Genomic DNA, 21,389 nt, shown 5'->3' with positions numbered 1-21,389 from the left:
CCGTGCCGGATTTCGCAACCATATATGAGGATTCAGGGCGGCGCGTTCAAGCAAAACCGGTGCGGATGCGCAGCTCAGGTGCCGGGCGCAGCCTCTTGACGGGGCGGGGCGGCATGCGGACATGCTGGCCCCATGACCCTGCGCGTGTTCGCCGCCCTGCCTGTTGACCCGGCCATCGCCGAGCGCATTGAACCCTTGATGAAGGGCGTGCCAGGCGCGGCCTGGCGTCCGGTGGAGAATTTTCACGTCACCCTGGCCTTCTACGGCGAGCTGGACGAGGCGGTCATCGCCGAGCTGGACGCTGAGCTGGCCCGCATACGCTGCGCGCCGTTTGATCTGGTGTTCAAGGGCGTCAATCATTTTGGCAAGGCCGAGCCCACCTCTCTCTGGCTGGGGGTCGAGGACAATCCGGCCTTGTCCGCCCTGGCCAGGGCCTGCGTCCAGGCGGCGCGGCGTATCGGCGTGGAGACCGAGCGCCGCGTGTACACGCCGCACCTGACGCTGGCCTATCTCAAGCCCTGGACCGATCCGCTGCGCCTGGCCCGGTTTGAGCAGCGCTTCAATCTCTACCGGTCCCAGCCCATGCTGGTTGACCGGTTCCATCTTTATTCCAGCCTTCAGACGAAGCATGGCCGGCCGAACATCTATCAGGCCGAGGCGGACTACCCGCTCTACGCATAAATCGCAGTCCTGCCTGCGCTATCACGTCGCAAAGCGGATAATCCGGTTGAAAAATGAAGGGGGGCGGATTACTCCCGCCTGCTGACGGGGTGTGTCATAGCGATTCCGTATGCGTCAGCAGGACGCACGGGCGCTCGGACATTCCGCGCTAAGTCTTGTCAGGCTGCCGCTGCCTCCACGCCCAGATCGGGCATGGCCGGGCTGGCGGCAAGGATTATGAGGTCGGCACGTGACGGACAATAATTCCAATCCCGACGAGGGCGGCGAAACCCGCCGGGATTTCATCCATATCGCCGCAGCTGGCATGGCCGCTGTCGGTGGCGCTGCGGTGCTGTGGCCCTTCATCGACCAGATGAACCCGGCTGCGGACACGCTGGCGCTCGGCACCACGGACGTGGAACTCGCTCAGCTGAGCCCCGGTGACGAGATCACCGTGATGTTCCGCAGCCGGCCGCATTTCGTGCGGTTGCGCACGGAGACCGAAGTGGCCGCGGCGCGCGACGTGAATGTGGCGAGCCTGCCTGACCGCATGGCGCGCAACGCCAATCTGGAAGACAGCGCACCGGCGACCGACGAGAACCGGTCGGCCATGAGCGCTGCGATTGCCGAAGGCGAGTCCATCGACGCCGGCCTGCGCGCGGCCTTGCTGGTGACCAGTGCCAACTGCACGCACCTGGGCTGCGTGCCGACCGTGGGCGCAGGCGATTACGACGCCTGGTTCTGCCCGTGCCATGGCTCGCACTACGACTCGTCCGGCCGCATCCGCCGCGGCCCGGCCCCGGAAAACCTGCCCGTCCCGCCGATGACCTTCATCTCGGCCACCACCCTTCGGCTAGGCTAGGAGTGTAGACGATGAGCGGCAACAGCACTTACGAACCGAAAACGGCCTTCACGCGCTGGCTCGATACGCGCCTTCCGATCGTGCGCCTGGCCTCGGACTCCTTCATCGATTTCCCCACCCCGCGGAACCTGAACTACTGGTACACGTTCGGCGGCATTCTCACCGTCTGCCTGATGGTGCAGATCATCACCGGCATCGTGCTGGCCATGCACTATGTGCCCAACATCGACTACGCCTTTGCCAGCGTTCAGCGCATTGACCGCGACGTGAATTTCGGCTGGCTGATCCGGTCGATCCACGCCGTGGGCGCGTCGATGTTCTTCCTGGCCGTGTACATGCACATTTTCCGCGGCCTGTATTACGGATCATACAAGGCACCGCGCGAGATCCTGTGGATTCTCGGCGTGGTGATCTACCTGCTGATGATGGCTGCGGCCTTCCTCGGCTATGTGCTGCCCTGGGGCCAGATGTCCTTCTGGGGCGCGATGGTGATCACCAATCTGTTCGGTGCATTGCCGCTGGTCGGCGAGCCGGTGACCCAGTGGCTGTGGGGCGGGTTTACCGTCGGCAACGAGACGCTGAACCGCTTCTTCTCGCTGCACTATCTCATCCCGTTCCTGATCGCGGGTGTCGTGGGCCTGCACGTCTGGGCACTGCACGTGCCGGGCAATAACAACCCCACCGGCATCAGCGTGAAGACCTCCGCCGATACCCTGCCGTTCCACCCGTACTACACGGTGAAGGACGGCTTCGCGATCGTGGTGTTCCTGCTGATCTTCGCCGGTTTCGTGTTCTACGCCCCCGACGTGCTGGGCCATGCCGACAACTATATCGAGGCCAACGCGCTGGTGACCCCGGCAATGATTGTGCCCGAATGGTATCTCCTGCCCTTCTACGCCATCCTGCGTGCCGTGCCGGACAAGCTGGGCGGGGTCATCCTGATGTTCGCGGCCATCGGCGTGCTGTTTGTGCTGCCCTGGCTCGACACCTCGAAGGTGCGCTCCATGCGCTACCGTCCGATGGCGCGCTGGTTCTTCGGCTTCTTCGTGGTCGCCTGCCTGGGTCTGGGCTGGGCCGGTGCCGAGCTGCCCGACACCAAGGTGCCGGTGCTGGGTGCGATCGGCGTCGACTTCCTGCTGCTGGGCCGGGTGCTGACCCTGTACTACTTCGCCTACTTCCTCGTGATCCTGCCGGTGCTGGGCTTTGTTGAAAAGCCGACCGCCCGGCCGGCCTCCATCGAGGATGCGGTGCTGCACGGCGACAAGCCGGCGAAAGCCGGGTCCGCCGGTGCAGCCCCGGTGGCGCAACCGGCTGAATAGGAGCACGACAATGAAAACCACCACCAGGCTCCTTGCCGCCGCCACCCTGGCCGTCATGATTGCCGCGCCTGTTCTGGCCGCGGGCTATTACCGCACGCCCGAGCAGCACGCATGGTCCTTCGACGGTCCGTTCGGCGAGTATGATCGGCAGGCCGTGCAGCGCGGCTTCCAGGTCTACCAGCAGGTCTGCTCGGCCTGTCACGGCCTGAAGCATGTTGCCTTCCGCCACCTCGGTCAGCCCGGCGGGCCGTTCGAGGAAGTGATGATCGACGGCGAGCCGCAGCGCTTCGACAATCCCAACGACAACCCGGTCGTGGCGGCGATTGCGGCGGAGTATTTCATCTCTGATCTCGATGATATCGGCGACACCATCGAACGTGCCGGCCGTCCGGCCGACATGTTTCCCTATCCGTTTGCCAACGAGGCTCAGGGCCGTGCGGCCAATGGCGGTGCCTATCCGCCCGATCTCTCGATCATGGTGCGCGCGCGCCACTATGGTGCCGACTATGTGCGCTCGCTGCTGATGGGTTATGACGAGGAGCCGCCTGCCGATCTCGATATCCGTCCGGGCAGCTACTACAATCCGTACATGCCCGGCATGATCATCGCCATGCCGCCCCAGCTGATGGATGGCATGATCGAGTATGCCGACGGCACCGAGGCGACGGTCGAGCAGATGGCTACCGACGTTACCTATTTCCTGGCCTGGACCGCGGACCCGCACATGGAAGCGCGCAAGCGCATGGGCCTGATGGTCATGATCTACCTGTTTGGCCTGGCTGTGCTGCTGTACGCCTCCTACCGCAAGGTGTGGAGCAAGGTGAAGCACTGATCCGTTCCGGTCAGACGAACACGACACAAGGCCCGGAGGCTCCCCTCCGGGCCTTTTTCATGGCCGCGATGCGTGCAGGTCAGTGTGTCTTGTCTGCCAGGCCAAGCTCGGCGCGCAGAGCCGAGATCGCGTCCAGCCAGACCCGCGCCGAGGCATCCGACGGTGCGCGCCAGTCACCGCGCGGGCTTAGCGCGCCTGCTGATGTCAGCTTGGGTCCGTTGGGCATGGCGGTGCGTTTGAACTGGGCGGTCTGGTAGAAGCGCTTCGAGAACACCTCAAGCCAGTGCAGCGTCTCTGCCATCCCGTAGGCGCGGCGCTTGGTGCCGTCCACGTGCGGCGGCCAGGGGCCGCGCGCCGCATCGCCCCAGGCCGCTTCGGCCAGGAAGGCGATCTTCTGAGGCCCGAAGCCGAACCGCAGGGCGTAGTGCAGGAAAAAATCATGCAGGGCGTAGGGGCCGATGGCGGCCTCGGTGGACTGCACGGCACCGTCCGCGCCGGCGGGAACCAGCTCCGGCGTGATCTCGGCGGACAGGATACCGTCCAGTGTGCACGAGACATCACCGCCAAATTCCCCACGCCGCGCCGCCCAGGCGATCAAATGCTGGATCAGGGTTTTGGCCACGCCTGCATTGACATTGTAATGGCTCATCTGGTCGCCCACGCCATAGGTGCACCAGCCCAGCGCCAGCTCCGACAGATCGCCGGTGCCGATGACCAGGCCCTGCTCGTGATTGGCCAGGCGGAACAGATAATCGGTGCGCAGGCCGGCCTGCACATTCTCGAATGTGATGTCATAGACCGGCTCGCCGCGCGCATGGGGATGGCCCAGATCGGCCAGCATGCGGTCCGCCGCCGGGCGGATGTCAATCTCGCGATGGGTGACGCCCAGGCCTTCAATCAGCGCCAGCGCGCGGGCATGGCTTTCATCCGATGTGGCAAAGCCCGGCAGGGTCACCGCCAGAATATCGGCGCGGTCACGCTCCAGCCGGTCAAAAGCGCGCGCCGTGATAATCAGGGCCTGGGTGGAATCCAGCCCCCCCGATACACCGATCACCGCCCGGCGCACGCCGCTGGCGCGCAGGCGCTGGGCCAGGCTCTGGACCTGGATATTCCAGGCCTCATAGCAATCCTCGTCCAGCCTTGACGGATCATTGGGCACAAAGGGAAAGCGGTCGACGGTGCGTTCCAGCCGAACCGCCCTGTCCAGCTCGGCTCGCAGCTCAAAGCGTATGCGGCGCATCGTCTTCAGGCGGGGGGCCGCGCGCGCAGCGGCATCGCGGAAGGTCGACAGGCGCAGCCGGTCCTGCTCGATGCGTTCCAGGTCGATATCGGCATAGATGCGGGCGTGGTCGTTCAGGAAGCGCTCGCCCTGGGCCAGGCAGACGCCCTGCTCATAGATCAGAAGCTGGCCGTCCCAGGCCAGATCATTGGTGGATTCCCCTGCGCCCGCCGCGCAGAACACATAAGCGCCGCACGTGCGCCGCGAATGGGCGTCGATCAGCACGGCCCGTTCGCGCGCCTTGCCGATGGTGGCGTTGGAGGCGGACAGGTTTACCATCACGCTGGCCCCGGCCAGGGCCGCGTCGGTGCTCGGCGGGACCGGTGCCCAGAAATCCTCGCAAATATCTGCCGCCGCCACGAAGCCGGGCAGGTCTGCAGCTTCGAACAGCAGATCGGTCCCGAACGGCGCGTCGTGACCCGCCACGGCGATGGTCGGTGCCAAGACGCCAGTCGCGTCGGAGAACCAGCGCTTCTCATAGAATTCGCGATAGGTGGGCAGATAGCTTTTGGGCACGACGCCCAGCAGTTTTCCGCGATGGACGAACAGCGCACAGTTGAAGATCTGGCCGTGCTGACGCAGGGCGCAGCCGAACACGATCACCGGGAACAGTCCGGCACTGGCGGCAATCACATCACCCGCTGCCGCCTCGCTGGCATCCAGCAAGGCGCTTTGATGGTGCAGATCCTCCACCGAGTATCCGGTCAGGGCGAGTTCGGGAAACAGGGCCAGCGCCGCCTGCCGGTCATGCGCCTCGCGCGCCAGGGTCAGAAGGGCATCGCGATTGGCTTGCGGATCAGCCAGCGCCACGCGCGGCGCGAAGGCAGCGACCCGGACCATGCGGTGCCGGTAGAGATTGTCGAACGCCGCCATGATCACCCTTCCGTGCCCGTGCAGCCTGTGCGCACGCGCTTTTGCTCAAAGTGAGTATTTATCCGGATTGGCACCCGGGAGCAACTCAGGCCGCCGGCAGGTCCACCGCGCCGGTCAGGTCCGCCGCCTGGCCGATATCGGCCGGCGCGCGGGCACCGGTGAAGCAGGCGCCGGCAAAGCGGCTCCGGCGGACATCGGCCCCGTGCATGCGCGCAAAGGAGAAATCGGCACCGCTGGCGTCGACATGGCGCAAATCGGCACCAGACAGGTCGGCATAGCGCAGTACCGCTGCGGCCAGAGACGCGGCCAGCAAGCGGTCATTGGGCAGGAGCAGCGGGCCGATGCGCGCTTCACGCAAATCGGCGTTGCTGAGCTTGGCGCCCGCCAGGTCTGCGCCCCGCAAGTCGGCACCGCGCAGCGAGGTCATGCGCAAGTCGGCATTGGCCAGCTTGGCACCTTGCAGCTCTGCCCCTTCCATGTCGAGCCCGTAGAGGATCGCCCCGCGTGCCTGGAGCGCGGTCAGATTGCGCCGCGCCAGCGTGTTCAGCCCGCGCAAATCCTTGCCGTCAAAGGTCGACGGTGCCCCCTCCTGGCCGCCGGTTTCACACCAGCGCGCATGACGATCGAGGGCTTTTGCCGTTTCTCCGCCCGGGTCGGCGACCGCACCGGGCGGTGCGTCGCGCAAGGCGCCCGTCATGTCCGCGCCATTGAGGCGGGCCAGATCCATCTTTGTGCCGATCAGCACCGTATCGCGCAGGTCGGCATCGGTGAGATCGGCCCCGCTCATGTCCGCGCCTTCCAGATTGGCCCCGGGAAAGCGGCAATTGCGCAGGTTCGCCCGGGTCAGACGGGCACCGATCAGCACGGCGTCAGAGAAGTCGGAGGACTGGGCGACCACCCCGCTCATGCGGATCTGGGCCATGTTGGCGCGCGCGAAATTGGCCGAGCTCGCCTCTCCGGGGCGCATGTCATGGGTAATCATCGCCAGGCCCTTTTCCTTGTCGGCCTGGGCGATGGCACCTTCTCTGAGGTCGGCCTGGCTGAGGTCCGCACCGGTCAGGTCCGCCCCGCGCAGGATGGCCCCGCGCATATCGGCCCTGTGCAGCACCGCACCGGCCAGATTGGCGCGCCGCAAATCGGCCGCGTACAGCACAGCGCGGGTGAGATTGGTGCCCGCCAGGTTCGTCCCCTCAAGGATGGCACCTGTCAGGTCCGCGTCAGCCAGATGCCGCCCGGACAGATCCAGACCGGACAGGATCGCGTAATTGAAGCTCGCGCGCGCCCCCCCCATCCGGCCGGTCATCAGGAAATCGTGGCGGCGGCAGACCTCGTCTGCCTGGGCCTGCGACATGGTCCGGTACTGGATCGGCGAGCGGGTCATTATCGGGTTCCGGGGCACCACGCTTCCAGCGCGGCCACCGGGAAACCTAGCCTGTTTAGCGTTAACGCGCCGTTGCGCGCCCTGCAGGCACACGCACCCGCGTCATGCCCGCGCGGCCCAGCCGGTCCAGCGCCTGCTCGAAGCTCTCATGCGGCCCGATTGCCAGATCGGCATCAAACAGGCCCGGCCGCCCGTCCTGCAGCACCAGCGGGCGCCCGGTGGCGATCCGGCTGAAAAAGCCGGCATTGAGCGCCTCGGCCTCGGCCTGGCGGACGCGGTCGACCACGGCGATCCCGGCTTTGCTCAGCATCCCGATGCCGCGCCCGGCCACGCGCGGGTCCGGGTCCCGGCAGGCGATGATCACCTCGCCAATGCCGGCATCAATCAGCGCCTGCGCGCAGGGTGGTGTGCGCCCGTGATGCGCGCAGGGCTCCAGGCTGACATAGGCGCGGGCCCCGCGTGCAGCCTCGCCGGCCTGAGCCAGCGCCTGTGTCTCGGCATGGGGCCGCCCGCCGGCTGCGGTCGCTGCAGCCCCGATTACGCGCCGCTCACGCACGATCACACAGCCCACGGACGGATTGGGAGCGGTCTGGCCCAGCCGGGCAAAGGCCAGCGCCAGCGCCGCATCCATGAAGCGCAGATCATCTGGCGTCACGGCGCGGCCGGTCAGGGTCTGCGTGGCGCTCACGGGCAGGGCGGCAGGTCTTGCGCGCGGGCCTCGTCCAGATAGCGCCGCGCCACGGGACGCAAGCCCTCCAGCTCGATCAGCAGCGGATTGCCGGTCGGAATTTCGATCCCGACAATGGCCTCATCAGGCACCTGGAACAACAGCTTGACCAGTGCGCGCAAAGAGTTGCCGTGGGCTGATATGATGACATCGTCTCCGGCCGCCAGGCGCGGCGCGATCGCATCCTTGAAATAGGGGGCCACACGATCAAGGGTCAGCTTCAGGCTTTCACCGGCGGGCAGGGCGTCGGGGTCCAGCGCGCCATAGCGCGGGTCAAAGCGCGGATGGCGCGGATCGTCCAGCGCCAGCGGCGGGGGCGGGGTATCGTAGGAACGCCGCCAGATTTTCACCTGGTCTGCACCATGCTCCTGGGTCACCTCGGCCTTGTTCATGCCGGTCAGCGCGCCGTAATGGCGCTCATTGAGCCGCCAGGATTTCTCCACCGGAATCCAGAGCCGGTCGAGGCCCTCCAGCGTGAAATTCAACGTCCGGATGGCGCGTTTCAGCACGCTGGTGAAAGCCAGTGACGGCGCAAATCCTTCAGCCTTCAACAAGTCGCCGCCGCGCCGGGCTTCCGCTTCGCCTGCCTCGGTCAGGTCAACATCGACCCAGCCGGTGAACCGGTTTTCCTTGTTCCAGATGCTCTGGCCGTGGCGGGTGAGGACGAGGCGGGTCATGGCGCACTTTCCGGTCGGGGCGAAGGAGGACAGGCGGGATTTACCGGCTGGGCCGCCACGCGTCGAGGGCTTTGGCAAGGCCGGGGCGCCCGTCCGGCCCCTCCGGGCCGTCCCGCGTCACGCTCCAAATCGACACAGGCCCGTTTGCGTCCTGACCGGCAGCATACGGGCGTACGGCGCATTGGCTGCGTCCATCGCCGTGCCGGACGTGGCGTTGAGGATGGCGTGCGGGCCATACGGCGTGATGGGAACCAAGACCGGGCCTTGCCCGCGCGCGGACCAGCCGGCCGGGTTGGCCAAGGATGAGCAGGCGGCGAACCGGACGCGTCAAATCTGGAATGGGACTTGCACTCTCACGGTCGTTATCGCACCATTAACGCCGGTCAGAACGGCTGGCAAAGCATCAGTCGTCGGGTCGGGGGGGCGATATCTCAGGGGGATTCGCATGGAGAGGGTGACGGTATCGGTCGCGACAGAGAGCGAAGCGCAGGCGCTGGACCGGCTGGTGGAACAATTCACGCGGGACTTGTCTGAACGGTCCAGCGAATGCGTTTTCTATCTCAGCGGCTCGGCTCCGGGCGAAAGCCAGCGCATCGTCGAGACCGAGACAGCGGACACGCTGCGGCGCTTTGTCGAGTTCGTGAGCCAGAACGCCAATCTGACCCTGTGCTGATCGGCTTGCCCTGGACGGCGGGCGGCACCTGACAAGGCAGCGTCCGCAGTGTCCCGGTCCTGACCAGACCGCCTCAAACCAGTTGCGGGCCTCGCGGTGCGACCCGGCCGGTTGAGGCGCAGACCGCCGCAGGCCGGCATCTGGATATGCACAGCGCGCCGCCTCAGGACCATGGGCGCTCTGCCAGGCGGCCCCCGCCACCGTGAAACGGTCATTGGAGCACACGCGGGCTTGGTCTAGAACCAGTGGCCATGACACGCCCCGACGCTTCACGGCTTGATGAAACCGCCCTGATCGCCGCCATGCGCCGCACTCTGGCGCTGGAGGTTGACGGACTGACCGCCCTGTCCGGCGCTTTGGGGCCGCAGGCCGTGGAGGCTGTGCGCCTGATCGCCGGCCTCAAAGGCCGTCTGATTTGCGCCGGGGTCGGCAAGTCGGGCCATGTTGCGCGCAAGATCGCTGCGACGCTCGCCTCCACCGGTACGCCGGCGCAATATGTTCACCCGTCCGAAGCCAGTCACGGCGATCTGGGCATGATCACGCCGGACGACGCGCTCCTCGCCCTGTCCAAATCCGGCGAAACGCGCGAGCTGGGCGACATGATCGCCTATTGCCGCCGCTTTGCAGTGCCGTTGATCGCCCTGACCGCCGGCGAGGCGTCCAGCCTGGCGCGCGGCTGTGACCTTCTGCTTCTGCTGCCGGGCGCTGAAGAGGCATGCGGCGAGACGCGTGCGCCAACCACGTCCACCACGATGATGATGGCGTATGGTGACGCGCTGGCGGTCGCCCTGATCGAGGCGCGGGGGTTTACCGCGCGCGATTTCGCCCTGTTTCACCCGGGCGGTGCGCTGGGCTCGGCGCTGACCCATGTCGGCGCCCTGATGCATGCCGGCGACGCCCTGCCGCTGGCCGCGTCGGGTTCGGGCATGGGCGAGGCGCTGATCGAGATGAGCGCAAAGGGTCTGGGCTGTGTCGGCGTCATCGATGATGAGGGCCGGCTTCTGGGCATCATCACGGATGGCGATCTCAGGCGCAAAATGAGCCCGGACCTGGTGTCGGAGACAGTCGACGCTGTGATGACGCCCGCCCCGGTGACGGTCAGCGCGCACATGCTGGCATCCGAAGCGTTGCGCCACATGACCGCGGGATCGCGCAAGATCACCCAGCTCTTTGTCTGCGCCGAGGACGGCCGGCCGGAGGGGCTGCTTCATATCCATGACCTGTTGCGCGCCGGGGTGAGCTGATGGACTCGCTGGAGCGCTTTTCCCTTCCGGATCGCGCGTTCTGGCCGCTGGCGTCAGCGGTGTTTGCGGCCCTGATCTGGGGTGCGATGCAGTATCGCCCTTCTGGCCAGGACGCGGTGGTGACCGCTGACACATTCCTCATGGAAGGGGCCGCGCTCGACCAGCTCATTCCGGGCCCGGGCACGCGCACCCTGTTCGACCCGGCTGCGCCGGGCGGCCCTGTGGCGCGCCTCACCGCCACCGCCTCGCGCGAGGCGGCGGGCCATTTGTCGGCGGGGGTGGGCGCGGTGGTGCCGCCCGAGTTCGAGGCCGCAGTGGTGGGCCGCGATATCGAGGTGCGAATAGAGATGAGCGCACCCGATCCGGACCTGACCCATGCCCATATCGGGTATTTTGTGGTCGGCGACGCCGATACGGGCTGGCGCCAGGTTGAGGTGGATACCGTGTTCCGCACCCTGACCCTGCGCCATCACATCCCGGCCGGAACCCCGTTGGGCGGGCTGGACTGGGTGGGAATCTGGCCCGACGAGGAGGGGGCCGGGCGCCCGCTTCTGGTGCGCCGCATCGAGGTGCGCATTCTCGCCGGGGACGCCGCCGGGTAATCATTGACGCGGCCCGCCGGCGCCGCTAGGCCGCAGGCATGTTGCAATGGAGGGGGACGCCATGAACGCCGACATCAAGCCGAACACGTGGGAATTCGAGACCCTGCCGCTGGTCAAGCCGACCGGGTTTCGCGAATATGATGCGCGCTGGTGGTTTGGTCATCCCGGTTCTGACAAAACCCCGGACATCAATCTCTATGGCGTGCAGGCGCTGGGCCTTGGGCTCGGCACCCTCATCCACGAGCTGGGCAAGCCGCCCAAAATCGTCACCGGCCATGACTTTCGCGGCTATTCGCTCGGTGTGAAACAAGCGCTCACCGTCGGGCTGATGCAGGCCGGGATAGAGGTGCACGATATTGGCCTGGCGCTGTCGCCCATGGCCTATTTCGCCCAGTTTCATCTGGATATCGAAAGCGTCGCCATGGTCACCGCCAGCCACAATGCCAACGGCTGGACCGGTGTGAAGATGGGCGTGGAGCGCCCGCTGACCTTTGGGCCTGACGAGATGAGCCGGCTCAAGGCGATCGTGCTGGGCGGCGAGGGCAAGGCCCGGCCCGGCGGCGGCTATGTGCGCCGTGAAGGGGTGGCCGAAGCCTACAAGGCCGACGCGGCGGCGGGCGTGCGCCTGACCCGCCCGGTCAAGGTGGTGGCGGCCTGCGGCAATGGCACGGCCGGGGCGTTCGCGCCGGACCTGTTGCGCGCGCTGGGTGCCGAGGTGATCGAGATGGACTGCACGCTCGATCACAGCTTCCCCAACTATAATCCGAACCCGGAAGACATGAAGATGCTGCACGCGCTCGCCGGCCGCGTGCGCGAGACCGGTGCCGATGTGGGCCTGGCGTTTGACGGTGACGGGGACCGCTGCGGCGTGGTGGATAATGAGGGCGAGGAGATTTTCGCCGACAAGGTCGGGCTGATGCTGGCGCGTGATCTGTCAGCCTCGCACCCCGGCGCGGTGTTCGTGGTGGATGTGAAATCCACCGGCCTGTTCGCCACCGATCCGGTGCTCAAGGCCAATGGTGCCACGACGGACTACTACAAGACCGGCCATTCCTACATCAAGCGCCGCTCGAACGCGCTGGGCGCGCTCGCCGGGTTCGAAAAATCCGGCCACTATTTCCTGCAGCCGCCGATCGGGCGCGGCTATGACTGCGCCCTGGTGTCCGCACGCTGCATCCTGGAAATGCTCGACCGCAATCCGGGCCGCACCATGGCCGATCTCAAGCGCGCCCTGCCGGTCAGCTATGGCTCGCCCACCCTGTCGCCGGCCTGCACGGACGAGCAGAAATACGAGGTGGTCGACCGCATCATCGCCGCGTTTGAAGCCAAACAGACCGCGGGCGACAAGGTCGCCGGCCGCGCCATCGCCAATATCAACACGGTCAATGGTGTGCGCTTCACGCTCGAAGACGGTGCCTGGGGGCTGGTGCGGGCCAGCTCCAACACGCCCAACCTGGTCATCGTGGTCGAGAGCCTGACCAGCAAGGACGACATGCGCGCCATCTTTGCCGCCATCCGCGACGAGCTGGCCCGCCATCCCGAGATCGGCGCGTTCGATCAGGAGATCTGATCGGGACGATCCCCGGCGTCGCCGGGCGGTTCAGCCGCAGGCGTGTGATCCGCAGGCGGATCGCCCGTGATTTCAGACGGCTGCGTGGCCGGCGCGTCTGCCGGCTCTGCGGCCAGGTCCGCCGCGCCCGTGTCGGCGCGCGCGGCGAGCGGCTCGCCGGGGCCTGACGCGCTTGCGATCGCAGCAAACCGCGCCAGCGCATCCTGCGCCTCGGCATAGGCCTGGGCGTGGGAGGCATTGGGCTGTGGCGCCCGGGCGGATTCCAGATCGCTCAACTCCGAACGCGCGACCAGCCCGACCGCGTCCAGCGTCACCGGCCCTGCCTGATCCTCCGGCGCGATCACGCCGATCACTTTCAGCCCCTGCTCGTCCAACAACTCGGCGCGGTTGCCGGGCTTGAAGTTCAGGACGGCCAGCGAGTGGCCCTGAATGGATTGCTTTCTCTGGGACTGGACCGTGGTGCGCACGGCGCGGGCATCGGCCTCAGTCAGCCAGCGATCAATGACCGGCGCCGGCTCGGTCCAGCGCGCCGCCGATAACAGGGCTGCGTCCGTCTGGCCTGGCAGGAACACGCCCATGCGCGCTTTCAGCTCCGCCTGCGCACCGGCCGAGCGGTAAAGGTGCACCGCCCAGATCACAGACGCGGATTGAAGCGAGTCCACCAGAAGCAGCGACCGGTTGACGTGGGACGCCCCCGCGCTGTGCAGGAGCGTGTAAACGCCCTGTCTGCCAAGCTCCTCATGAAATTCAGGCGCGGCACCGTAAACGAACCGCCCCAGCATGGCGGCCAGGAGCGGGTCGCGCCCGATATCATCGTGATCGACGGGCACGCCGGTTTCGGCCAGTCCGTAGACTCTGAAAAACCTCAGGACCGCATCACGCACGCGCGTCTGCCGTGTCGCCCGGGCGAGCGCTTTGGCCAGGGCGTCCTTGTCGGTCTTGCCATAGACCAGCCTGGCCACTGTTTTGCCCACTTTCGGCAGGCCCGCCGGCCGCTCAGCGGCCCAGTTGTGGCTTTCCAGCTCCGCGGTCAGCGCCGTCTCGATCCAGCGTTCCGAGATCATGGCGCGCTCACGCACGGCCAGAAGAGCCTGCGCCAGCGGTCCGCACGTGTCCGCGCTCACCTTGTTTGCGACCTTGGCCATATCCCCCCTCCGTTGATCCCATCCGTTCAGACAGGCCAAAACCTTACGCAAGGGATGTAACAGTTTCAACGAGTGCAGCCCCGCCCGGCTGGCCGGTATGCTTGGACTTGCTCCGGCCCGCTGGTATGCCTGCCAGCCCGGTTACAAACCGGCCCCAGTTGTCTGTGCAGGGAGAGGAGCGCCCATGCGTGTCGCGATGATCGGAACCGGGTATGTCGGCCTGGTGTCGGGGGCCTGTTTCGCCGATTTCGGCCACCATGTGACCTGTATCGACAAGAATGAGGAGAAGATCGCCCTTCTGCGCAAGGGCGGGGTGCCGATCTATGAGCCGGGACTCGACATGCTGGTGGAGCGCAATGTGCGCGAAGGCCGGCTGGATTTCGCCACCGACCTGACCGAGGCCGTGCGCCAGGCCGATGTGGTCTTCATCGCCGTGGGCACGCCCTCGCGGCGCGGCGACGGCCATGCCGATCTCTCCTATGTCTATGCCGCCGCCGAGGAAGTCGCGGGCGTCATGGACGGATTCACGGTGGTGGTGAACAAATCCACCGTGCCGGTGGGGACCGGCGATGAAGTGGAGGCGGTGATCCGCAAGGCGCGTCCCGACGGCGATTTCGCTGTGGTGTCGAACCCCGAATTCCTGCGCGAAGGCGCGGCGATCGATGATTTCAAGCGGCCCGACCGCGTGGTGGTGGGCACCGAAGACGAGCGCGCCACAGCCCGCATGCGCGAGCTGTACCGGCCGCTTTTTCTCAACGAGACGCCCATCGTGTTCACCACGCGGCGCACCTCGGAGCTGATCAAATACGCCGCCAACGCCTTCCTGGCCATGAAGATCACCTTCATCAACGAGATGGCGGATCTGTGCGAACAGGTCGGCGCCAATGTTCAGGAGGTTGCGCGCGGCATCGGTCTGGACAACCGGATCGGTTCGAAATTCCTCCATGCCGGACCGGGCTATGGCGGTTCGTGCTTTCCCAAGGACACCCTGGCTCTGGTGCGTACCGCCCAGGAAGCCGGTGCGCCGGTGCGCCTGATCGAGACCGTGGTGGAGATCAATGACCGCCGCAAACAGGCCATGGCCGGCAAAATCATCGCCGCAGCGGGCGGCTCGGTGGCGGGCAAGACCATTGCCGTGCTCGGCCTGACCTTCAAGCCGAACACCGATGACATGCGCGAGGCACCCAGCCTGGACATCATCCCGGCCCTGCAGGCGGCCGGCGCGCGCGTGCGCGCCTTTGATCCGGCCGGTATCGAGGAAGCCGAAAAGCTGCTTGAAAACGTGGACTTCGTCACCGGGCCCTATCAATGCGCAGACGGGGCGGACCTGCTGGTCATTCTCACCGAATGGAACGAGTTCCGCGCGCTGGATTTCGGCCGGCTCAAATCCGCCCTGAAAGAACCGCTGATCGTGGACCTGCGCAATATCTACGATCCGGCCGAAACCGCCGCGCGCGGCTTGCGCTATGTCAGCGTGGGGCGGCCCTGAGCCCTAGAATCGGGCCAGCCCGGTCATGAAGTGATAGGGCATGGACGCGGGCAGGCAGTCCATGGGCATGCGCCCGTCCGCTTCGCGCCGGTCGCACCAGGCAAAACTGGTCTCATCGATATAGGTGTCCATGAACACGCCGAGCTCGTGTTCAGCCTCGCCCGGTGCCGCTGTCTCGGGAAAGCGCAGGTGGGCACGGATGCGCTCGAGCTGCGGCCAGGTCCGGCACGTCGCCAGAAGGGGCGCGCCATCGGCCGTGATGGCGTCCAGCGAGAACCCGTCCGGGCCGCGCCCGTGCGTGTCGGCAAACCGGATCAGCCGCCGCGACCAGCTGGCGGTGTCACGGGCCGTCAGGCGCTGCACCTCTGCCAACAGCCAGGCCCACTCATAGCAATGACCCGGCACGATGCGCGCGCGGGCGGCATCCTCCAGCGGTGTCCAGTCCGCGTCATAGTCCTCGCCCACGGCACCGGTGGCGGGATCGAACATGAACGCTTCGAACAGCCAGGCGAGCGTGTCGATACGGGCGCGGGCATCGGGATCGCCGCTGGCCTCGAACCAGACCAGGCTGGCTTCCAGCAGATGCATGTGGGGATTGGATTGTTTCACACCCGGCGCGGTTTCCGGACTGGCCCAGCCGGGTCCGCCTGCGTGCAGCGCCGTATCAATAACCGTGAAGGCCTCGCGCACAATGCGTTCGGCGCGGGCGTCGCCCGTCGCCTGGAAGGCGCGTGCGGCCCCCAGTGCCACGAAAGCATGGTCATACAGATCGCGGCGCGGGTCGCACACACCACCCGATCCGTCCAGCCCATGCGCCCAGCCCCCGTGCGGCGACCGCGCCGGGCCATCAAGATAATCCAGCCCCTGATCGACCCGGCGGCTGGCCGCCCCGTCGCGGTCCCAGCCCATCATCAAAGCTGTGGCAAAGGTGAACACCTGGCGCGGTGCCACCCGGCCCCGGCGCGGCTGGGCCAGATTGGGTGCGCCCGCCCGCGTCAGGCTCTCGACAAACCCGCCATGGACCGGATCCCAGCCCGATTGTGCCCAGCCGGGCAGCATGTGCTCATACACCCAGTGGCGCGCCCGCGCCGCCAGGGCCGGGTTGAGATTGGGGGCATAGCTCCGGCTGGCCGTTTCCACCGCGCTGTGCATCTCGGCGGCCTGATCGAGCGCCGTCACCAGCACGCCGTCCGGGCTCGCGGCCACCGCAATGCCCGACAGGCCCCGGACGGCCACGCGCGGGCCGGTGGACAAGATGAAATTGCCTGATCCGTTGTCTTCGGCGGCCGGGCCGATCAGGACGCTGCCCGGGCCTGTGCTGTGCAGCGCCTTGAGCGCGCGGAAATCGCCCAGATCACTCCAGCCCATGGACACAGGGACCACATGCATATGCTCGGCTTTCTCCATGATGGCGTAGTCGATGGAGATGGAGGGCGCAGCGGCAAACGCGTCATGGGTCAGCGCCCGGGCTTCCATCGCCGTCAGCGGTCCGGTGGCGGGCATGGCAGCGCGCACGGCGGACAGGATGCCGGGCGCGTGGCCCTCCAGCGCGGCGATCATGGCGCTGGCGCGGAACATGAAAATGCCGGCATTCCAGACATGACGCCCGCCCTCGAGATAGGCCTGCGCGACGGCGCGGACGGGTTTCTCGACAAAGGCCTGCGCCGGGGTGAAGCGCGCCCTGGCCGCTTCGGCTGAGGCCAGCTCGATATATCCATAGCCGGTCGCGGCATGATCGGGGCGAATGCCGAACGTCACCAGCGCGCCGTCACCGGCGGCTTCGACGCCGCGCTCCAGCGCTTCGTGGAACGCAGGCACATCGGCGATGTGATGATCAGCGGGCAGGATCAGCACCAGGTCGTCAGCGTCCGCGCACAGGGCTGCCGCCGCCACCGCCGGACCGGAATTGCGCGCAACGGGCTCCAGCACCATGGCGCTGCCCGGCAAATGGGTGCCCAGCTCGGCCCGCCAGCGGGCGCCGGCCACAGCGGCCGCCGGGGCAACGGCGATGGTGCCGATGCGGGCAGGCATGCGGGCGGCAGTTTCAGCGATCATGCTGCGCGCGCCGGACAGGGCGTGAAACTGCTTGGGACGTTCCGGCGTGGACACCGGCCACAGCCGTGTCCCGGACCCGCCGCAGAGAATGAACGGACGCACCGTCGTCATGCTTGATCAACCCCACGGTCTGCGCCGTCTGATGCTACCGGCGTTCTAGTTTGAGCCCGGCCATTCTTGAAAGGGGCGATATGAAGGAAAGCACAGCCGGGATCGATGTTGCGTGCGCCCGGATCGCGGGCTAGACCGGCGCGAGGGACGCAATCGGGAAAGGCTGGCAGCTCATGACGATCAAACCTGTACGAAAGGCTGTGCTGCCGGTGGCGGGTCTGGGCACGCGCGTTCTGCCGGCCACAAAGGTCATCCCGAAGGAAATGCTGCCGGTGTTTGACCGCCCGGCGCTGCACTATGTGGTCGAAGAGGCGCGCGCGGCGGGGATTGAACATTTCATCTTTGTCACCGGGCGCAATAAAGGGGCCATCGAGGACTATTTCGACATCGCCTACGAGCTTGAGGCCACGCTGGAGGCCAAGGGCAAGACCGGACTGCTCCAGGCCCTGCGCGCCGATCTGCCAGCCGCCGGCGCGTGCAGCTTCGTGCGCCAGCAGGCGCCGCTGGGGCTGGGCCATGCGGTGTGGTGCGCGCGCGAGCTGGTCGGCGACGAACCGTTTGCGGTGCTTCTGCCCGACATGATCATGCGCTCCGAGCCGGCGTGCCTGGCGGAAATGACGCAGGCCTACGGCCAGGTCGGCGGCAATCTCATTTCGGTGCAGGAGGTTCCGCGCGACGAGGTGTCGAGCTACGGGATCATTGATCCGGGTGCCCGCAAGGGCACATTGATCGAGATGCGCGGCATGGTCGAGAAGCCCGCCGTGGACGCGGCCCCCTCCAATCTGATGATTTCCGGACGCTATATCCTCCAGCCGGAGATTTTCGCCCTCTTGTCGCGCCAGACCCCGGGTGCCGGTGGGGAAATCCAGCTCACCGACGCCATGCAGACCCTGATGGTGACCAGCCCGTTCCACGCTTTGCCCTTTACTGGCGAGGTGTTTGATACCGGCTCCAAGACCGGCTATCTGCGCGCCAGCGCGGCGATGGCGCTGGCTGACCCTGAGTATGGCGCGCAAGCGCGTGTCATTCTCCAGGAGCTGCTTGATGCGGCTCGCTGAGGCGCCGTTCGCCCGTTGAGCAAGCCATGGATGGCGGGCTGAGACAGGCCGCCTGCTAGGCTGTCCCCATCTTGCGGGCATACATGGCCGCGTCGGCCTCGGCCATGGCGGTATTGACGTCCACGCCAGCCTCCAGCGCCCGCACGCCCCAGGCGGCACCGACCTGAAACTGCTGACCGTCATGCACGATGGGCGTGGTTTCCAGTGTCTCGACCAGCTCACGGGCCTTGCGCTCCGCGGCAGCGGCCGGGGTGAGGGTGAGCACGATGCCGAACTCGTCACCGCCCAGGCGCCCCACCGCATCGGTCTCGCGCACATGCGCCGCGATCAGGTCGGCCACGGCCCGCAGGGCCGCATCGCCGGCGGCGTGGCCGTGGGTGTCGTTGATCGCCTTGAAGCCATTGAGATCCAGATAGATCAAAGAGGACGGCGCATCGTGACGCTCGGCCAGGGCCAGCGCCCGGGACACCTCACGCAGAAAGGCGCGCCGGTTCAGCACGGGCAGGAAGACGTCACGGTCGGCCAGATTCTCCAGATCGCGCACCTTGACGCGCAGAGCCTCGGTCTCGCGGCGCAGCTGGTCCACCTCGCCCATCAGGGACAGGAGTGCGCGCTGGACATTGGGGGTCAGTTCCGCTTCCGGCACGCCCATGATGGAGGCGCTGTCCGGCACGCGGGCGGGAGTGGCGGACGCGGCCGGCGTGCCCGGGCCGCGCGCCGCTGACGACGGCTCGCGCCGAACTGCGGCTGTCCCGGGCGGGTCGCCTGGACGGATACGCATGAGGCCTTCCCCTGTATCGAGGGCGTTTGAGGCGCACTGTCGCGCGCGTGCGGTAAAGAAAGGGTTCACCAAACCCGGCCGCCCGAACCCGCCCCTGCAAAAGCGCTGGACAGGGCGCGCCCGGCCCGGCCACCCTTGACCGCATGATCAGGCCTGCGCGCAACATTGTCATCCTCACCGGTGCCGGAATCAGCGCGGAAAGCGGGCTCGGCACGTTTCGCGACACCGGCGGCATCTGGGCGAAGTTTGATCCCATGAAACTCGCCACGCCCGAAGGTTACGCCGCCGATCCGGACGCGGTGCTGGACTTCTACTCGGCCCGGCGCGCCAATTTGCTGGCGGCCAGGCCCAACGGCGCCCATCTCGCTCTGGCCGGGCTGGAACAGGCTTGGATGATGGACGGACGGGGCGCGTTTCTGCTGGTCACCCAGAATATCGATGATCTGCACGAACAGGCCGGCTCGGCGACCCTCCTGCATATGCATGGCGAGCTATTGAAAACCCGGTGCACGGCGTGCGGCCATCTGTTTACCGATCGCGCGCCGCTGACGGTGGCGCGCGCCTGCCCGTCCTGCGGCGCGGCCGGGACCCTGCGCCCGCACGTGGTCTGGTTCGGCGAAATGCCGCTGGCCATGGACCGGATCTACGCGGCGCTGGAGACCGTGGACCTGTTCGTCGCCATCGGCACGTCCGGCACGGTCTGGCCCGCCGCCGGCTTCGTGCAGGAGGCCAGGGCCGCCGGGGCCTGGACTGTGGAGCTCTCCCTGGAACCGGGTGAGGTCAGCGCGATGTTTGACGAGCATCACTATGGACCGGCAACACAAGTCGTGCCCGCCTGGCTGGGCGGGCTGGAGGCAGGCTGATGATACCCAATGACACGCGCATGCCGGTGCCCCGGCGCAAGGACGATGACCATACGCGCGAGGCGGCGGATGAGCGCCGCGCCTTCATCGAGGCGCGCACCGGCGCAGCTCTCACCCATGTGGGCGCCTACAGCTTCGATCCGGCGGTGACGCGCGGCAATATCGAGAACTTCATCGGCACCGCGCAAATTCCCATCGGCCTTGCCGGGCCCTTGCTGATACGCGGTGAACACGTCGCCGACGAACATGTCTACGTGCCTCTGGCCACGTCCGAGGGCACTCTGGTGGCAAGCTATAATCGCGGCATGCGCATTCTGTCCGAGGCTGGCGGGGTGAAAACCACCCTTGTGGAGCGCTACATGCAGCGCGCCCCGGTGTTCCATTTCGACGACGCCCGCAGCGCCCGCGATTTCGCCGCCTGGGTCCAGGCCCATATGGACGAGATCCGAGCCGCGGCGGAAGCCACGAGCTCGGTGGCGACGCTGTCCCACATCGAACGCTATGCCGTGGGGCCCATGCTGCATCTGCGCTTCAATTTCGAAACGGGCGACGCAGCCGGCCAGAACATGTCCGGCAAGGCGGCCGATGCTGCCTGCCGCTGGATCGCGGCGCACCATCCCGGCGGCGCGCGCTATACCCTGTCGGGTGCCATGGATACCGACAAGAAGCACTCCCAGCTCAATGTGCTGCACTCGCGCGGCGCCCGGGTGGTCGCCGAGGCGCGCATCCCCGATGCCCTGCTGCGCGAGCGGGTCGGGACCGGTGCCGCGGACCTGTTCCGCGCCCGCCTCAACTCCTTTGCCGGGTCCGTGATGGCAGGATCGGCCAATAACGGCATGCATGCGGCCAATGCCCTGGCCGCCCTGTTCATCGCTACCGGCCAGGACGCCGCCAATGTGGCCGAGAGCCACGCCGCCATGACCTATGTGCGCCTGGAAGATGACGGTCAGACCTATTACTGGTCCATCACCCTGCCGGCCCTGATCGTCGCCACTTTCGGCGGCGGCACCGGCCTGCCGACCCAGTCCGAGTGCCTCGACATTCTCGGCTGCCGGGGCCAGGGCAAGGTCGGGCGCTTCATCGAAATCTGCGCCGCCACGGTTCTGGCCGGGGAGGTCTCGCTGGCCGGCGCTGTGGTGGCCGGCGACTGGGTGGAGAGCCACGAAAAGCTCGGACGCAATCGCTAGC

General features: G+C 66.9%; 19 protein-coding genes. 12 read left to right on the top strand and 7 right to left on the bottom strand.

Translation table 11 applies throughout. The features are described from left to right. The first annotated feature begins 132 nt into the window (after window positions 1-132). The 4 genes from thpR to L2D00_09930 all read left to right on the top strand — a co-directional run bounded on the left by thpR (window position 133) and on the right by L2D00_09930 (window position 3,673). Entirely contained in the window at window positions 133-681 is a 549-nt protein-coding gene (gene thpR, locus L2D00_09945; protein WBQ12163.1) for an RNA 2',3'-cyclic phosphodiesterase, read from the top strand. A gap of 229 nt (window positions 682-910) precedes the next feature. Then, complete coding sequence (petA, locus tag L2D00_09940; GenBank protein ID WBQ12162.1) at window positions 911-1,522, top strand: ubiquinol-cytochrome c reductase iron-sulfur subunit; 612 nt, start codon at window positions 911-913, stop codon at window positions 1,520-1,522. Between the two features lie 11 nt (window positions 1,523-1,533). Continuing rightward, window positions 1,534-2,841 (top strand): cytochrome b/b6, encoded by a 1,308-nt coding sequence (locus L2D00_09935; GenBank protein ID WBQ12161.1) that lies wholly within the window; start codon window positions 1,534-1,536, stop codon window positions 2,839-2,841. A gap of 10 nt (window positions 2,842-2,851) precedes the next feature. Continuing rightward, on the top strand, window positions 2,852-3,673 hold the full coding sequence (locus tag L2D00_09930; GenBank protein ID WBQ12160.1) for a cytochrome c1: 822 nt from the start codon (window positions 2,852-2,854) through the stop codon (window positions 3,671-3,673). A gap of 79 nt (window positions 3,674-3,752) precedes the next feature. Here L2D00_09930 and L2D00_09925 read toward each other — a convergent pair whose 3' ends face one another. From L2D00_09925 to gpmA, 4 genes are all read right to left on the bottom strand, one after another. Beyond that, complete coding sequence (locus L2D00_09925; protein WBQ12159.1) at window positions 3,753-5,825, bottom strand: NAD(+) synthase; 2,073 nt, start codon at window positions 5,823-5,825, stop codon at window positions 3,753-3,755. A gap of 85 nt (window positions 5,826-5,910) precedes the next feature. Continuing rightward, window positions 5,911-7,206, bottom strand: a complete 1,296-nt coding sequence (locus L2D00_09920) for a pentapeptide repeat-containing protein (protein WBQ12158.1) — start codon at window positions 7,204-7,206, stop codon at window positions 5,911-5,913. 61 nt (window positions 7,207-7,267) lie between these two features. After that, the gene (gene ribD / locus L2D00_09915; protein WBQ12157.1) at window positions 7,268-7,894 is read right to left on the bottom strand and encodes a bifunctional diaminohydroxyphosphoribosylaminopyrimidine deaminase/5-amino-6-(5-phosphoribosylamino)uracil reductase RibD; all 627 of its coding nucleotides are present in this window, start codon (window positions 7,892-7,894) and stop codon (window positions 7,268-7,270) included. Next, entirely contained in the window at window positions 7,891-8,610 is a 720-nt protein-coding gene (gene gpmA / locus L2D00_09910) for a 2,3-diphosphoglycerate-dependent phosphoglycerate mutase (GenBank protein ID WBQ12156.1), read from the bottom strand. Before gpmA ends, ribD begins: the two co-directional genes overlap by 4 nt. Before the next feature lie 445 nt (window positions 8,611-9,055). On the opposite strand from gpmA, the gene L2D00_09905 reads away from it, so the two are divergent. The 4 genes from L2D00_09905 to L2D00_09890 all read left to right on the top strand — a co-directional run bounded on the left by L2D00_09905 (window position 9,056) and on the right by L2D00_09890 (window position 12,699). After that, on the top strand, window positions 9,056-9,283 hold the full coding sequence (locus L2D00_09905; protein WBQ12155.1) for a hypothetical protein: 228 nt from the start codon (window positions 9,056-9,058) through the stop codon (window positions 9,281-9,283). A 251-nt stretch (window positions 9,284-9,534) separates the two neighbouring features. Further along, window positions 9,535-10,527, top strand: a complete 993-nt coding sequence (locus tag L2D00_09900; GenBank protein ID WBQ12154.1) for a KpsF/GutQ family sugar-phosphate isomerase — start codon at window positions 9,535-9,537, stop codon at window positions 10,525-10,527. Further along, on the top strand, window positions 10,527-11,129 hold the full coding sequence (locus tag L2D00_09895; protein WBQ12153.1) for a hypothetical protein: 603 nt from the start codon (window positions 10,527-10,529) through the stop codon (window positions 11,127-11,129). The genes L2D00_09900 and L2D00_09895 overlap by 1 nt, the downstream gene beginning before the upstream one ends. Window positions 11,130-11,190: 61 nt before the next feature. Then, complete coding sequence (locus tag L2D00_09890; GenBank protein ID WBQ12152.1) at window positions 11,191-12,699, top strand: phosphomannomutase/phosphoglucomutase; 1,509 nt, start codon at window positions 11,191-11,193, stop codon at window positions 12,697-12,699. On the opposite strand, the gene L2D00_09885 is transcribed toward L2D00_09890, so the two are convergent. Continuing rightward, window positions 12,687-13,844, bottom strand: a complete 1,158-nt coding sequence (locus L2D00_09885) for a hypothetical protein (GenBank protein ID WBQ12151.1) — start codon at window positions 13,842-13,844, stop codon at window positions 12,687-12,689. The genes L2D00_09890 and L2D00_09885 overlap by 13 nt on opposite strands. A gap of 184 nt (window positions 13,845-14,028) precedes the next feature. Between L2D00_09885 and L2D00_09880 the strand changes: the two genes are divergently transcribed. Further along, window positions 14,029-15,333 carry a UDP-glucose/GDP-mannose dehydrogenase family protein gene (locus L2D00_09880; protein ID WBQ12150.1) on the top strand — a complete coding sequence of 435 codons (1,305 nt, stop codon included), beginning with the start codon at window positions 14,029-14,031 and terminating at the stop codon, window positions 15,331-15,333. Between the two features lie 3 nt (window positions 15,334-15,336). Here the strand turns inward: L2D00_09880 and L2D00_09875 are convergent, their stop codons facing one another. Next, window positions 15,337-17,499 carry an AGE family epimerase/isomerase gene (locus L2D00_09875; protein WBQ12149.1) on the bottom strand — a complete coding sequence of 721 codons (2,163 nt, stop codon included), beginning with the start codon at window positions 17,497-17,499 and terminating at the stop codon, window positions 15,337-15,339. Between the two features lie 173 nt (window positions 17,500-17,672). On the opposite strand from L2D00_09875, the gene galU reads away from it, so the two are divergent. Then, the gene (galU, locus tag L2D00_09870; GenBank protein WBQ12148.1) at window positions 17,673-18,557 is read left to right on the top strand and encodes a UTP--glucose-1-phosphate uridylyltransferase GalU; all 885 of its coding nucleotides are present in this window, start codon (window positions 17,673-17,675) and stop codon (window positions 18,555-18,557) included. A 55-nt stretch (window positions 18,558-18,612) separates the two neighbouring features. Here the strand turns inward: galU and L2D00_09865 are convergent, their stop codons facing one another. Beyond that, on the bottom strand, window positions 18,613-19,338 hold the full coding sequence (locus L2D00_09865; GenBank protein WBQ12147.1) for a GGDEF domain-containing protein: 726 nt from the start codon (window positions 19,336-19,338) through the stop codon (window positions 18,613-18,615). Between the two features lie 143 nt (window positions 19,339-19,481). Here L2D00_09865 and L2D00_09860 point away from each other — a divergent pair, with 143 nt between their 5' ends. Both L2D00_09860 and L2D00_09855 read left to right on the top strand, forming a co-directional pair. After that, on the top strand, window positions 19,482-20,201 hold the full coding sequence (locus tag L2D00_09860; GenBank protein ID WBQ12146.1) for an NAD-dependent deacylase: 720 nt from the start codon (window positions 19,482-19,484) through the stop codon (window positions 20,199-20,201). Then, on the top strand, window positions 20,201-21,388 hold the full coding sequence (locus L2D00_09855; GenBank protein WBQ12145.1) for a hydroxymethylglutaryl-CoA reductase: 1,188 nt from the start codon (window positions 20,201-20,203) through the stop codon (window positions 21,386-21,388). The genes L2D00_09860 and L2D00_09855 overlap by 1 nt, the downstream gene beginning before the upstream one ends. Window position 21,389: the final 1 nt, after the last annotated feature.

The organism is Hyphomonadaceae bacterium BL14 (assembly GCA_027627705.1).
Lineage (GTDB): Bacteria > Pseudomonadota > Alphaproteobacteria > Caulobacterales > Maricaulaceae > Oceanicaulis.
Note: the sequence above shows the minus strand (reverse complement) of the source record. Positions and strands in the feature narration are given on the sequence as shown.